Raw genomic sequence first — 14,113 nt, forward strand, 5'->3', positions numbered from 1 at the left:
GGTGTCGCGAATGCTCCAGGGGGGTGCCCGATCCATGGGGATGCTGAAAAATGATCAACGGCCTTGACACCGATAAGAGCTTCTTGCGGCGCCGGTTCACGTTGACCAGCGCGGCAGAAGCCTTTCTCGATCCGGTGGTGGCTCTGCTCACGCTGCAGCTGTGCTTGGCGCTGTATGGCGGTGTGCTCACGCCGCGCTACTTGCTAATGGGACTGCTCGCGTTCTCGCTTCTGTTTCCGAGCAACGTCGGCTTTCATGAAGAGCATGGGCGCGTACTGCGCAAGGTCATCACGAACTGGTTCGTGTTCGTGCTGATCCTGGCCACGGTCGAAATGTTGACCGGTTACCTGGCCGGCTTTCACAGGCCTGTATTGATCGCCTGGGTGGTGCTCACACCGTTCACGCAACTGATCTGCCACGCGCTGCTGCGCCGCTGCATTCCGCTGCTGCTCCGCTGGCTGACGGAGGAGCGGTTGGCGCTGGTGGTAGGCGCCAACGAGGTGGGGCTGCAGTTGATGCGCCAGATCGACGGCAACGCGCACCTGCACACGCGGGGTGGCCGGCTTCTTTGACGACCGGCATTCGGAGCGGCTGGACGAACTGGGTGACACGCCCATGCTGGGGCCGTTGAACGACATGCCGGCCTATGCGAAGGGGCACCGGGTGCACGAAATCTATCTGGCGCTGCCGATGGCATCGCAGCCGCGCATCCTGCACCTGCTGGAAGAGCTCAAAGACACCACGGCCTCCGTCTACTTCGTGCCGGACATTTTTATGACGGACTTGATCCAGGGCCAGATGATCACGGTGGGCCCAATGCCGGTGATGGCCATCTGCGATACGCCTTTCCATGGAATCCATGGGGCAGTGAAGCGGGCGTCCGACATCGTCATCAGCACCGTGGTGCTGGTGCTGGGCGCGCCGCTGCTGCTGGGGCTGGCAGTGGCTGTCAAGCTCAGCTCACCGGGGCCGGTGATCTTCAAGCAGCGGCGCTATGGGCTGGATGGGCAGGAGATCCTGGTCTACAAGTTCCGCTCGATGACGACGACGGACAACGGGGCCGAAGTGAAGCAGGCCACGCGCAACGATGCGCGCATCACGCGGCTCGGCGCCTTCATGCGCAAGACATCGCTGGACGAGCTGCCGCAGTTCGTGAACGTGCTGCAAGGCCGCATGAGCATCGTGGGCCCGCGCCCACATGCGGTGGCGCACAACGAGCTGTACCGCAAGTTGGTCAAGGGCTACATGGTGCGGCACAAGGTGCGCCCGGGCATTACCGGCTGGGCGCAGGTGAGCGGCTACCGGGGCGAGACGGAGACGGTGGAGAAGATGAGCAAGCGCATCGAGTACGACCTGGAATATCTGCGCAGCTGGTCGCTGGGGTTCGACCTGTGGATCATGGTGAAGACCGCGTTGATGGTGTTCAACGACAAAAGGGCCTATTGACGGCCAGCAAGCGCACCCCACTGGCGTTGCCCGCACGCTGGCCAACCAGCTCACGGCCGGCAATGGCTGGGCCGACCTCCCACACGTGACCGGAATTCACCTCATGGATGTCGAGCTGTTCGAACAGGAGCAGGCCCACTGGTGCTTCGAGCTTCCTGCTTCGACCCTCTCGGTGCGGAGCCCGCACGAGGTGTTCGAGTAAGCCCGCTTCGCGCAGGGCGAGCAAGACCATCCAAGGACGGTACCCGTGGCGTATCGATTCAGGGTGTTGCGGCGACGTCCCACGACCGCGGCGATGCCCGTCCGCTACATTGATCGCCATGTTGCAACGCAGAACACTATTGACCGCAGGCGGCACCGCTGCCGCCCTGGCCGCGCTGGGCCTGTCTGAACAGGCGCTGGCGCAGTCGGGCCTGAAGCTCGGGCCCGCCAAGCCATTTTCCTTCGACGACCTCGTGGCGCAGGCCCGGGCGCTGGGTTCCAGGCCCTACACGCCACCGCCGCCGTTGCCGGCCGACGTACTGGAGCGCATCGACTACGACGCGCACGGCAAGCTCAAATACAAGTCCGAGTTCGCCTTGTTCAAGGATGGGCCAGGGCCTTTCCCGGTGACGTTTTTTCATCTGGGGCGCTACTTCCAGGTGCCGGTGCACATGCACGTGCTGGATGCGGCGGGCGGCGGCGGCAAATCGCGCGAGCTGCTGTATGACACGGCGTACTTCGAGATGCCGGTCGACAGCCCGGCGCGCGCGCTGCCGCCCGGTGCGGGGTTTGCGGGCTTTCGCTTTCAGGAGAGCCGGCTGGGTGACCAGAGCAAGCTGCCGTGGCAGGGCAACGACTGGGTGGCGTTCCTGGGCGCTTCGTACTTTCGCGCCATCGGCGAGCTGTACCAGTACGGTCTGTCGGCGCGGGGCATTGCCATCGACGTGGCAGCGGCGGGCCGGGCTGAAGAGTTCCCCTCGTTCACGCAGGTGTGGTTCGAGCCGCCGGCCGAGGGGGCCGACACGGTCGTCATCTACGCGCTGCTGGAGGGGCCGAGCGTGGCTGGCGCCTACCGCTTTGCGATGCGGCGCAGCAAGTCGGTGGTGATGGACATCGACTGCCGGCTGTTCCTGCGCAAGGATGTGGCGCGGCTCGGCATTGCGCCGCTGACGTCGATGTACTGGTATTCAGACAAGCTGAAGCCGGGCGGTATCGACTGGCGGCCCGAGGTGCACGATTCGGACGGGCTGGCGCTGTGGACGGGCAGCGGCGAGCGCATCTGGCGGCCGCTGAACAACCCGGGGCGCACGGGCATTTCGTCGTTCGCAGACAAATCGCCCAAGGGCTTCGGCCTGATGCAGCGTGACCGCAACTTCGACCACTACCTGGACGGCGTGCACTACGACAAGCGGCCCAGTCTGTGGGTGGAACCGCTGGTCGATTTCGGCGAGGGCGCGGTGGAGTTGGTGGAGATCCCGACGGACGACGAGATCCACGACAACATCGGCGCGTTCTGGGTGCCCAAGGCGCCGGCAACTGCGGGCAGCAGCTACAACCTGCGCTACCGGTTGCACTGGGTCGATGGCGAGCCCTTCCCCAGCCCGCTGGCGCGCTGTGTGGCCACGCGCATCGGCCGCGGCGGCGTGCCGGGCCAGCCACGGCCGGCGGGGGTGCGCAAGTTCATGGTGGAGTTTCTGGGTGGGCCGCTGGCCAGCCTGCCGTTCGGCGTGAAGCCAGAGGCGGTGCTGACGGCCTCGCGCGGGCAGTTCTCGTATGTCTTCACCGAGGCCGTGCCCAACGGCGTGGCGGGGCACTGGCGGGCGCAGTTCGACATCGCGGCCGAGGGCAATGAGCCGGTGGAGCTGCGGATGTACTTGAAGACCGGCGAGCAGACGCTGTCGGAGACGTGGCTCTACCAGTTGTTGCTGGCATGAGCCTCGCCCGGCCGCCCGAAGAGGCTCGCTCCGCAGGCGAAGCCGAAGGTACCCCAGCGAGCTGGCACGCCTCGCTCGCGCTGCGCTACCACCACGAGGCCGCCCGCACCGTGGCGCGCCACCGGCACGAGGGGCCGCTGCGCATTCTGCAAAGCCTGTACCCCGAGGGCGACGCGGTCTGCCACAACGTGCTGGTGCACCCGCCCGGCGGGCTGGTGGGCGGCGATGTGCTGGACATCACAGTGGATGTGGACGCCGGTGCGCACGGGCTGGTGACGACGCCGGGCGCGGCGCGCTTCTACCGGTCTGAGGGCGAGCCCGCCGTGCAGCGCAGCAAGGTCCAGCTGGCCGCCGGTGCGCGACTGGAATGGCTGCCCGCCGAGGCGATCTGCTATGACCAATGCCGGGCTGAGAACAGCCTGGTCTGCACGCTGGCACCAGGCGCCGAGATGATGGCGTGGGACGTGACTGCGCTGGGCTTGCCGCATGCGCACAAGCCGTTCTTGCGCGGCAGCCTGCAGCAGCATCTGGAACTGCCCGGCCTGTGGCTGGAACGCGCGCGCATCGATGCGCAGGACCAGCGTTTGATGGACAGCCCGCTCGGCCTGGCCGGCCAGCGTTGCATGGCGACGCTGCTGTTCGCGTGTGGCGAAAAGCTGCCGCGCGCCCGGCGCGAGAAGGTGCTGGACGCGGCGCGCGCCGTGATCGACGCGCACCCGCTGAAGCTGACCGCCGGCGCGACGAGCCCGCACGCGCAGGTGGTGGTGGTGCGCGCGCTGGCGCCCGTGGTCGAGCCGGCGATGGCGCTGATGCAGCAGGTGCGCGCAGCGTGGCGCGCGGCGTGTTGGGAGATGGCGGCGACAGCGCCGCGGATTTGGGCGATGTAGTGACTTGTTGGGCCACTCCCTCCTCGTGCGCGAGGGGCTGGCCACCACGACACCCTGCGTCCAACGGACGCCGTACCTGCAAACGATCTGAACCGCACTGGAGTCTCAAGGAGTGGGAGGCGCCGCGACCCGCATGCGCGCGCGTGCGCAACATCCCCCAGACAGTGGACGCGCGCCACTCGCCCCGCGCGTACATTTCTTCACACCCTTCACGGTAGGAGACCCTCATGCGGCTGGGCTGGATGACCGTGGTGGCGGCAGCCACCTTGTTGCTGGGCTGTCCGTTGCCGCCGCCGCGCGCCGAGCGGCCGACGCCGGTCGACCAGACGCCTCACGGCCTGCTGGCAGCGGCGCAGCTGGCGGCCGAGCAGCCACGCATCGACGCGTTCTGGCGCGACCTGGGCGTGGCGGGTGCGTTCCAGGGGGTGGATGGACTGACCATCCGCTTCATGCGCTTTCGCCAGCCGCAGCCGGGGCCGGCGATCGTGATCTCGGCCGGGCGGACGGAGTTCACCGACAAGTACCGCGAGCTGGTGTTCGACTTCTGGCGTCACGGCTACTCGGTCTACATCCACGACCACCGCGGTCAGGGCCGTTCGGACCGGTTGCTGCCCGACAAGCCGCAACTCGGCCACGTGGAGCGCTTCGACGACTATGTGCAGGACCTGCACAGCTTCGTTCAGCAGGAAGTCGCCGGGCACGCGGTGAAGTTCGTGGTGGCGCATTCGATGGGCGGCGGCATTGCGACGCGCTACCTGCAGCAGCACCCTGGCGTCTTCCGCGCTGCGGCGCTCAGCTCGCCGATGCACGCGCCGAACCTCGCGCCGCTGGGCCAGATGGGCTGCCCGTGGATGCGGACGCTCGGGTTTGTCTGCCCCACCTGCTATGCGCCACTGTTTGTCGGCGGGCCCTACAAAGCGCCGACGTTCAGCGGCAACATCTACACAACGTCAGCCGAGCGCTTTGCGGCGTGGCAGTCGGCGGTACAAGGTCTGCAAGAGAACCAGCGGCTGGGCAGCGCCTCACGCCACTGGGTGGCGCAGGCGTGCGTAGCAGCCGATGCCATGCTGGCCGACGTGGGCCAGATCAAAGTGCCGGTGATGGTGTTCCAGTCGATCCAAGACAAAGCGGTTGCGCCCGCCGCGCAAGACGCCTTCTGCGCCGCCATGGCCCAAGCCGGCAACGCCTGCAAGCCCCACGGCTGGCCGGTGCCCCACGACGCGCAGCACGAGCTGTTCATCGAGCGCGACGAGGTGCGCAACGATGTGGTGGCGCGGACGCTGGATTTCTTCGGCCCATTGCGCGGGCCGTGAAGTTGCACGTCCAGGGAGGGCATCTCGCCAGCAGTCTCGGTGCTATCCTCTGCTGCATGAACGCCCGGGTAGACCGCCTCCTCGATGAAGCTCTCGACCTGCCGATGGATGAGCGGTCAGCGTTGGTCGCCGCGTTGCTGGACAGCCTGGAAGGCAGCGACGACGCTGCGATTTCCGATGCCTGGCGCCAGGAGCTCCTGACGCGCCGGGCAGCGCTGCGATCCGGAATGGTCAAGCCCGTTCCGTGGTCAGAAACGCGGGCCCGACTGAGCGCCCTGTGACTGTGTTCACCGTGGAGGTTCTGCCTGAAGCTGAGGCAGAAATCGGTGACGCGTTCCAGTGGTATTTCGAGCGCAGCCCCATGGCGGCTGACGCGTTCCGAGCAGAAGTCTTTGACGCGATCGATCTGCTCGCCACGGACGCCCTGATGTGGCCTGAGGACGCAGACGCATTCAGGCGCTACATCTTGCGGCACTTTCCCTACAAGATCTTCTACGACATTGTCGGCACGACGGTGACAGTGATGGCCGTCGCACACCACCGGCGCGCGCCTGGATACTGGCGAAAGCGTTGACTGTCGCTAAGTCCGTTTACCCCGCCCCCACCAGCAGCTGCACAAACATCTGGATCTTCGCGTTCGTCTCCGAACTGATCGACGTGAACTCCAGCCCGGCCAGCAGGCGCTCGCCTTCGCGCTTGACCTTGGCGACGCGGGCGCGGATGTCGCCGACGTGGTGTTCGACCAGCGTCAGGTCGAAATCGAGCACGACTTCGACCTGGTGCGCCAGCGGGCGCTCCAGCTCCAGCAGCAGGCCGTGGTAGCCGATGTCCCGGATCAGCGCGCGCACCGGGGCGCCGACGGGGGCGCCGTCTTCCAGCAGGCGGAAGCTGCAGGGCACGCGCACTTCCACACGGTGGCTGCGGCGGAATTCCTGGCGCGGCACCTTCAGGCGGCGCGAGGCGATCGCGATGAGCTCACGCACCTTGACCGGCAGGCTCTTGCCGGCGACGAACACATCCTTGGGCTCGGTGGCCGAGACCACACCGTTGCAACGCGCGTAGGTGTTCTCGCTGATCAGCACCTGCCCGCGCAGGCTGAACGATTCGATACGCGAGGCCAGGCTGACCTGGTTGCCGATGACGGCGTACTCCGAATAAGCCTGCGTGCCGAAGCGCCCCGCCATCACCGCGCCGGTGTTGATGCCGATGGCCAGGTGCAGCTCGGGCATCTGGCGGCGCAAGTAGTGGTTGTTCAGCTCCAACATGGCCTGTTGCATCTCGACGGCGCAGCACAGCGCGCGCAGCACGTCGTCCTCTCGCGCCACGCTGGCGCCGAACAGCACCTGCAGTGAATCGCCGGTGAACTTGTCGATCGTGCCTTCGTAGCGGAACACCACCTCGGACAAGCGCGCCAGGCACAGGTTCAGCATGGTGACGATGGTGCCTGCCGGCTGCGTGGCCGTCAGCGCCGTGAAGCCGCGCAGATCGGCGACCAGGATGGTGACTTCGCGCTGCTCCACGCCCAGCTTCATCTGCGCTGCGGGAGCGCGGGCCAGCAGGCCCGCCAGCTCGCTCTGCACAGCGCCAGATACCGGGGCTCCGGTCTCCCGGGCGAGCAAGGCAACGATGGGGGCGAGCGCGGGATGGGGGTCTGCCAATGGGTCCATGCGAAGCGGTCCTTGCGAGTGAGCGGGCCGAGTGGGCTCCGCGCGGCAGTATAGGGGCGGGGACCAACAGGATCGTCAAGGCAATTTGTCACTACAGTGTGCGTATTCCGACAGGTGCATAGGACGTTTCCTACACGAATACGGCATCCACATTTCTAGAATCCCGCACTCCATGCCCACCACCGATCTGCCGACGACCTCACTTTCGCGACGCTTGCCTGCCGGCTGCGTTGCTTTCGCACGGCTGTGAACGCGCGCGACGTGACGTCGGCCAAGGCCGTGCAGGGTTGGGGCGGGGTACACGCGCGGCTGCCGCTGCCGCTGGGCGCGCTGGCCGGGTTTGCCGTTGCACTGCTGGCGGTGCTGGTGATCGCCTGGTTTTCCTACAGCTCACTGGAGACTCGGGCCGTCGCCGCGCGCAGCGTGTCGCAGAGCAACGCCGTGCTGGAGCAGTTGCAGGTCACGCTGGGGGCCATGAAGAACGCGGAGACCGGGCAGCGCGGCTTCCTGTTGACCGCCGCTGACCGGTACCTGGAGCCCTACAACAACGCCCGCGTGACGCTGCTGGTGCAGTTCAAGCGCCTGGCGGGGCTGATGGCCGACAACCCGCAGCAGCTGGAGCGGCTGGACGCGATGCAGCGCTACGGCGACCTGAAACTCGACGAGATGGCGCAGACCATCACGCTGCGTCGCACCGGCGACATGGATGCGGTGCTGGCCGAGCTGCAGAGCGACCGTGGCAAGAATGCGATGGACCGCTTCCGCGCCATGGTGAACGAGGCCGCGCAGGACGAGCGGCTGCGGCTGCAGTCGCGCCAGGAGGAATGGGAACGCGCGGTCAACACCTCCTCGCAGGTGCAGGCGCTGGGCGCGGCCACCTTGCTGACCCTGATCCTGGTGGCCGGCGCCATCGCCACGCGCGACCACAAGCGCCGTGAAGATGAGGTCTGGCTGCGCGCCGGCCACGCCGGGCTGAGCGTGCAGGTGCAGGGCGAACATCGGCTGGACGTGCTGGGCGACCGCGTGCTCAGCCACCTGGCCGACACGCTGGAGGCGCAAGTGGGGGCGCTCTACATCGCCGAGGCGGGCACGTACCGGCGCGTCGCCGCGTTCGCCGCGCCGGCCGACGATGTGCGCGTGCACCCCGGTGAGGGCCTGCTCGGCCAGGCCGCCAAGGACCGCCGGCCCATCCTCGTGCGCGATGTGCCCGATGGCTATCACCTGCCGATCAACTCCACGCTGGGCCGCATGAACCCGCGCGAACTGCTGCTGGCCCCGGCCATGGTCGACGGGGTGGTGCGCGCCGTGGTCGAGCTGGGTTTCGTGCGGCGCCTGCAGCCGCTGGATTTGCAATTGCTCGAGCGCGTCTCCGAAGTGCTGGGCGTGGCGGTGCGCAGCGCGCACGACCGCACGCGTCTGGAGGAGCTGCTGGAGGAAACCCAGCGCCAGGGCGAAGAACTGCAGGCGCAACAGGAGGAACTGCGCGTCTCCAACGAAGAGCTGGAGGAGCAGGGCCGCGCGCTGCGCGAGTCGCAGGCGCAACTGGAATCGCAGCAGAGCGAGCTGGAGCAGAACAACGCCCAGCTGGAGGAACAGGCCCAGCTGCTGGAGGCACAGAAGGACGAACTGTCCCGATCGCAAGCGGTGCTGACGGACCGCGCCGCCCAGCTGGAGAAATCGAACCAGTACAAGAGCGAGTTCCTGGCCAACATGAGCCACGAGCTGCGCACGCCGCTGAACAGCACGCTGATCCTGGCCAAGCTGCTGGCCGACAACAAGGACGGCAACCTGACGGACGAGCAGGTGAAGTTCGCGCAGACGATCTCCGGCGCGGGCAATGATCTGCTGACGCTGATCAACGACATCCTCGATCTGTCCAAGATCGAGGCCGGCAAGGTCGAGGTGCACCCCGAGCCGGTGCGCCTGGCCGGCATGCTGGAGGGTTTGGTCAAGAGCATGCGGCCGGCCGCCGACCAGAAGGGCCTGCGGCTGCTGCTGGAGATGGCGCCGGGCATGCCGGCGCAAATCGAGACCGATGTGCAGCGGTTGGGTCAGATCCTCAAGAACCTGCTGTCCAACGCGCTCAAGTTCACCGCCCTGGGCGAGGTGACGCTCGCCGCCGCAGCTGCGCCAGACGGGTGCTTGCGCCTGGAGGTACGCGACACCGGCATCGGCATCGCGCCGGAGCAGCAGGACCTGATCTTCGAGGCCTTCCGCCAGGCCGATGGCAGCACGCACCGCAAGTACGGCGGCACCGGGCTGGGGCTGTCGATCTCGCGCGATCTGGCACACCTGCTGGGCGGCGAGCTGACGGTGGCCAGCGCCGCCAACGAGGGCAGCACGTTCAGCTTGACGCTGCCGCTGCGCTACGCGGCACCGGCCGGCGGCGCCACGCCAGGGGCGGCGGCACCCTACCCCGCCGCCGCGCCACGGCCCGCGCCGGTGCCCTACGCTGCCAACAGGCGCCCCCCGGCACCGGGCGGATTGCGGGCCGAGCCGCCGGGCCATGCACCTGGGCCCGCGCCCAGCACTGCGGCGCGCCAGCTGGAAGACGACCGCCACACCTTGCAGAGCGGCACACGGCTGATCCTGGTAGTGGAGGACGATCTGCGCTTTGCCGCCATCCTGCGCGACCTGGCGCACGAGATGGATTTCCAGTGCGTGCTGACGCACACGGCCAACGAGGGACTGCAGGCGGCCGCCACCTACCGGCCCAGCGCGATCCTGCTGGACATGAATCTGCCCGACCATTCCGGCCTGGGCGTGTTGGACCAGCTCAAGCACGACGCGCGCACGCGGCACATCCCGGTGCACGTGCTGTCCGTGGCCGACTACACGAAGGAAGCGCTGGAGCGCGGCGCGCTGGGCTATGACCTCAAGCCCGTGCAACGCGCGCAGCTGGTCGATGCGCTGCGCAAGCTGGAGGCCAAGTTCCTGCAGGGCCTGCGCCGCGTGCTGGTGGTGGAAGACGACGAGCGCCAGCGCGAGAGCATTCGCCAGCTGCTGGACAGCGACGAGGTGGAGATCACCACCGTGGCCAATGCCGCCGACGCCATCGCCGCGCTGGCCGAGCGCACCTTCGACTGCGTGATCATGGACCTGAACCTGCCCGACCTGTCCGGCTACGAGATGCTGGAGCAGATGGCGGCGCAGGAACACACCGCCTTCCCGCCGGTGATCGTCTACACCGGGCGATCGCTGACGCGCGAGGAAGAGCAGCAACTGCGCCGCTTCAGCAAGTCCATCATCATCAAGGACGCGCGCTCGCCCGAGCGGCTGCTGGACGAGGTGACGCTGTTCCTGCACCAGGTGGAATCGACGCTGCCGGCCGAGTCGCAGCGGCTGCTGCAGCTGGCGCGCGACCGCGACGCCACGCTGGAGGGCCGCCGCATCCTGGTGGTGGAAGACGACGTGCGCAACATCTTCGCGCTGACCGCCGTCCTGGAGCCCAAGGGCGCCAAGATCGAACTGGCGCGCAACGGCCTCGAGGCGCTGGCCGCGCTGGAGCGCAGCCGCACCACGCCGGACGCCGCCATCGACCTCGTGCTGATGGACATCATGATGCCGGAGATGGATGGCCTGACGGCCATGCGCGAGATCCGCAAGCAGCCGGTGTGGAAGAAGCTGCCCATCATCGCGCTGACGGCCAAAGCCATGCGCGACGACCAGGAGAAGAGCCTGTCTGCCGGCGCCAACGACTACATCGCCAAGCCGCTGGATGTCGAAAAACTGCTGTCACTCGTTCGCGTGTGGATGCCGAAGTGAGGACGCCGAATGACAGACCGCACCTTCGACATCGAGATGGGCCTGCTCGTGGACGCGATCTACCTGAAGTACCACTTCGACTTTCGCGGCTACGCGGGTGCCTCGATGCGGCGGCGGCTGAAGGCGGCGATGGCGCGCTTCGCATGCACCACCGTCTCGCAGCTGCAGGACCGCGTGCTGCACGACGCGAGTTTTTTCCCGGCGCTGCTGGACTACATGACGGTGCAGGTCAGCGAGATGTTCCGCGACCCCTCGTATTTCCTGGCGCTGCGCCAGGAGGTGGTGCCGCTTTTGCGCACCTACCCTTCGCTCAAGATCTGGGTGGCCGGCTGCAGCACGGGCGAGGAGGTCTATTCGCTGGCCATCCTGCTGCGCGAGGAAGGGCTGCTCAAGCGCTCGCTGATCTACGCGACCGACATCAACCCGCAGGCGCTGAAGCGGGCCGAGGCGGGCATCTACGACCTGGACCGCATCGCCAGCTTCACGCTGAACCACCAGCGCGCCGGGGGCCGCAGCTCGCTGTCCGACTACTACACGGCGGCCTACGACCGCGCCGTGTTCGACAAGAGCCTGCGCGAGCAGGTGGTGTTTTCGGACCACAGCCTGGCCACCGACAGCGTGTTCGCCGAGATGCAGCTGGTGTCGTGCCGCAACGTGCTGATCTATTTCGACCGCACGCTGCAGGACCGGGCGTTGGGGCTCTTTCGCGATGCGCTGTGTCGCAAGGGCTTTTTGGGGCTGGGCAGCAAGGAGTCGCTGCGCTTTTCCAGCTGCACCGACGCGTTCACGGATCTTGTGCGCGAAGAACGCATCTACCAGAAGTGCATCGAATGACGCCCTCCCACCCACCCAAGGACGCACGTCCCGTGAACGCCGTGCCCACGCTGCACAACCGCATCGACGCGGTGGCGATCGGCGCCTCGGCCGGCGGCGTGGAGGCACTGCTGGTGCTGCTGCCGGCACTGCCACGCGGCATGCGCGCGGCGGTGTTCGTGGTGCTGCACCTGCCGCGCGACCGGCGCAGCCTGCTGGTGGACATCCTTGCGCCGCGCTGCGCCGTGCCCGTGCGCGAGGCCGAGGACAAGGAGCCCGTGGCCGCAGGCACCGTGTACATCGCGCCGCCGGACTACCACCTGCTGCTGGACGGCGGGCCGCGGCTGGCGCTGTCGATCGACGACCCGGTGCACTACTCGCGCCCGTCGATCGACGTGCTGTTCGAGTCGGCTGCCGATGCCTATGGCCCACGCCTGCTGGGCCTGGTGCTGACCGGCGGCAACCAGGACGGCGCCGCCGGGCTGGCCGCGATCCGCATGGCTGGCGGCCTGGCCGGCGTGCAGGACCCGGCCACGGCCCAGATGCCGCTGATGCCGCAGTGCGCCTTGGCCGCAGGGCCGGCCGATTTCGTGCTGGGGCTGCCCGCACTGGCGGCGCTGCTGGGCACGCTGGATGTGGGGAGCGGCGTGCACACCGCCGCGCCACCCCAAGGCGCTCGCGCCGCAGGCCGTCAGGCCGGAGGTTTGGAATGAGCCGCCGTCCCACCGACACACTGCCAGTCAAGTGCCTGCTGGTCGACGACCTGGACGAGAACCTGCTCGCCCTGTCGGCGCTGCTGCGGCGCACCGGTGTGGAACTGTTGTGCGCACGCTCGGGCATGGAGGCGCTGGAGATGCTGCTGCAGCACGACGTGGCGCTGGCCATCCTGGATGTGCAGATGCCAGAGATGGACGGCTTCGAGCTGGCCGAGATGATGCGCGGCAGCGAGCGCACGCGCCATGTGCCCATCATCTTCGTGACCGCGGGCTCGCGCGATGCGCACCGCATGTTCAAGGGCTACGAGGCCGGTGCCGTGGACTTTCTCTACAAGCCGATCGAGCCGCACATGCTGCGCAGCAAGACCGATGTGTTCTTCCAGCTGCACCGCCAGAAACTGCAGCTGGCGCACAACCTGGAAGAGCGCACCGAGACGCTACGGCTGCACGAGATGTTCACTGCGGTGCTGGGCCACGACCTGCGCGGCCCGCTGTCGGCCATGATGATGGCGGCCGAGGTGCTGGCGCGCCGGCCCGACGAATCGGTCAACGTGGTCGGCGCCCGGTTGCTGCGCAGCGGCCGCTGGATGGGCCGCATGATCGAAGACCTGCTGGACCTGGCCCGCACGCGCGTGGGCGACGGCATGCCGGTGGTGCCCGCGCGTTGCGACCTGGGCGCGCTGGCCGAGCGTGTGGTGCAGGAGCGCGAATGCACGGTGCCCGGCAAATCGGTGCAGCTGACGACCAGCGGTGACCTGCTCGGCGAGTGGGACGAGGACCGCCTGACGCAGGTGCTGTCCAACCTGCTGGGCAATGCGCTGCGGCACGGCGACTCACAGACGGTGGAGGTGACGCTGGACGGCACGGCACGCGACACGGTGCGCGTGCAAGTGGCCAACGGCGGCACCATCGCGCCGGAGATGCTGGCGCACATCTTCGACCCGTTCCGCAGCGGCAAGGGCCGCAACAACCGGTCCGAAGGCCTGGGCCTGGGGCTGTATATCGTGCAGCAGATCGTCTGGGCGCACGGCGGCACGCTGCAGGTGGACTCGACCGGTGAGCGCACCACGTTCGAGCTGGAGATGCCGCGCCGTGCGACAGCGTCGGCCGCCGCACTCCTCTGAGCTGAACCTGACCGGGGCCTGAGACGGGCGCTGGCCCCGCGCCGATGGTCGGCCGCGTCCTACCCGGCCATGCGCCGCGTACCGGCCAGGCCGAGGCGGCTGCGGCGCGAGACTGCTGGAAGCGGGCGATCCGCCCTGCCACCATCACCTCGAAAGGCCACACCATGACGCAACGCGAACTTCCCGAGCAGCCAACCGTGCAGGAAGAAGACCAGGGCCGCTTCCAGGGCGGCGCCGGTGGACCAGCCTCGAACACCGGCGTGTTCGCCGACACCGAGCCGTATGGCGGCCCCGACGACCAGCTCGGCTACGGCTCCACGCCGGTCGACGGCGAAGCCGACGGGGAAGACGGCGAGAAGACGCCGCGCAAGGACAAGCCGGTCACCTCCGTGGGCGCAGGCCCCGGTGGCAGCATGGGCGGCACGGCGGACGCGGGCTGATCGGGTCCAGCTTCCACGCCGCTTGG

Annotated in this window: 13 protein-coding genes; 12 read left to right on the plus strand and 1 reads right to left on the minus strand. The window is 67.9% G+C overall.

The genetic code is table 11. The features are described 5' to 3' along the window. Nucleotides 1-50: 50 nt before the first annotated feature. The 7 genes from AC099J_RS27500 (at nucleotide 51) to AC099J_RS27530 (ending at nucleotide 6,136) form a co-directional block, all read left to right on the plus strand. The gene (locus tag AC099J_RS27500) at nucleotides 51-572 is read left to right on the plus strand and encodes a hypothetical protein (protein ID WP_479618487.1); all 522 of its coding nucleotides are present in this window, start codon (nucleotides 51-53) and stop codon (nucleotides 570-572) included. Continuing rightward, complete coding sequence (locus tag AC099J_RS27505; protein ID WP_479618488.1) at nucleotides 556-1,446, plus strand: undecaprenyl-phosphate glucose phosphotransferase; 891 nt, start codon at nucleotides 556-558, stop codon at nucleotides 1,444-1,446. Before AC099J_RS27500 ends, AC099J_RS27505 begins: the two co-directional genes overlap by 17 nt. Nucleotides 1,447-1,766: 320 nt before the next feature. Further along, a complete protein-coding gene (locus AC099J_RS27510) occupies nucleotides 1,767-3,362 on the plus strand; it encodes an OpgD/OpgG family glucan biosynthesis protein (protein WP_479618489.1) in 1,596 nt (531 codons plus the stop codon). Further along, on the plus strand, nucleotides 3,359-4,249 hold the full coding sequence (locus tag AC099J_RS27515; protein WP_479618490.1) for an urease accessory protein UreD: 891 nt from the start codon (nucleotides 3,359-3,361) through the stop codon (nucleotides 4,247-4,249). The genes AC099J_RS27510 and AC099J_RS27515 overlap by 4 nt, the downstream gene beginning before the upstream one ends. Before the next feature lie 227 nt (nucleotides 4,250-4,476). Continuing rightward, a complete protein-coding gene (locus AC099J_RS27520) occupies nucleotides 4,477-5,562 on the plus strand; it encodes an alpha/beta fold hydrolase (RefSeq protein WP_479618491.1) in 1,086 nt (361 codons plus the stop codon). 56 nt (nucleotides 5,563-5,618) lie between these two features. Further along, nucleotides 5,619-5,843, plus strand: a complete 225-nt coding sequence (locus AC099J_RS27525) for an addiction module protein (RefSeq protein ID WP_479618492.1) — start codon at nucleotides 5,619-5,621, stop codon at nucleotides 5,841-5,843. Then, nucleotides 5,840-6,136, plus strand: coding sequence for a type II toxin-antitoxin system RelE/ParE family toxin (locus AC099J_RS27530; protein WP_479618493.1), 297 nt, complete (start codon nucleotides 5,840-5,842; stop codon nucleotides 6,134-6,136). The genes AC099J_RS27525 and AC099J_RS27530 overlap by 4 nt, the downstream gene beginning before the upstream one ends. A gap of 16 nt (nucleotides 6,137-6,152) precedes the next feature. On the opposite strand, the gene AC099J_RS27535 is transcribed toward AC099J_RS27530, so the two are convergent. Further along, nucleotides 6,153-7,229, minus strand: coding sequence for an adenylate/guanylate cyclase domain-containing protein (locus AC099J_RS27535; RefSeq protein ID WP_479618494.1), 1,077 nt, complete (start codon nucleotides 7,227-7,229; stop codon nucleotides 6,153-6,155). A gap of 246 nt (nucleotides 7,230-7,475) precedes the next feature. On the opposite strand from AC099J_RS27535, the gene AC099J_RS27540 reads away from it, so the two are divergent. From AC099J_RS27540 to AC099J_RS27560, 5 genes are all read left to right on the plus strand, one after another. Further along, on the plus strand, nucleotides 7,476-10,994 hold the full coding sequence (locus AC099J_RS27540; protein ID WP_479618495.1) for a response regulator: 3,519 nt from the start codon (nucleotides 7,476-7,478) through the stop codon (nucleotides 10,992-10,994). A gap of 9 nt (nucleotides 10,995-11,003) precedes the next feature. Further along, nucleotides 11,004-11,828 carry a CheR family methyltransferase gene (locus AC099J_RS27545; RefSeq protein WP_479618496.1) on the plus strand — a complete coding sequence of 275 codons (825 nt, stop codon included), beginning with the start codon at nucleotides 11,004-11,006 and terminating at the stop codon, nucleotides 11,826-11,828. Further along, nucleotides 11,825-12,520: a chemotaxis protein CheB gene (locus AC099J_RS27550; RefSeq protein ID WP_479618497.1), complete on the plus strand. Its 696-nt coding sequence runs from the start codon at nucleotides 11,825-11,827 to the stop codon at nucleotides 12,518-12,520. The genes AC099J_RS27545 and AC099J_RS27550 overlap by 4 nt, the downstream gene beginning before the upstream one ends. Next, a complete protein-coding gene (locus AC099J_RS27555) occupies nucleotides 12,517-13,647 on the plus strand; it encodes a hybrid sensor histidine kinase/response regulator (protein WP_479618498.1) in 1,131 nt (376 codons plus the stop codon). Before AC099J_RS27550 ends, AC099J_RS27555 begins: the two co-directional genes overlap by 4 nt. 164 nt (nucleotides 13,648-13,811) lie before the next feature. Next, on the plus strand, nucleotides 13,812-14,087 hold the full coding sequence (locus AC099J_RS27560) for a hypothetical protein (protein ID WP_479618499.1): 276 nt from the start codon (nucleotides 13,812-13,814) through the stop codon (nucleotides 14,085-14,087). The last annotated feature ends 26 nt before the right edge of the window (nucleotides 14,088-14,113 follow it).

The sequence above is a fragment of the Rhodoferax sp. RT4P68 genome, assembly GCF_056521305.1.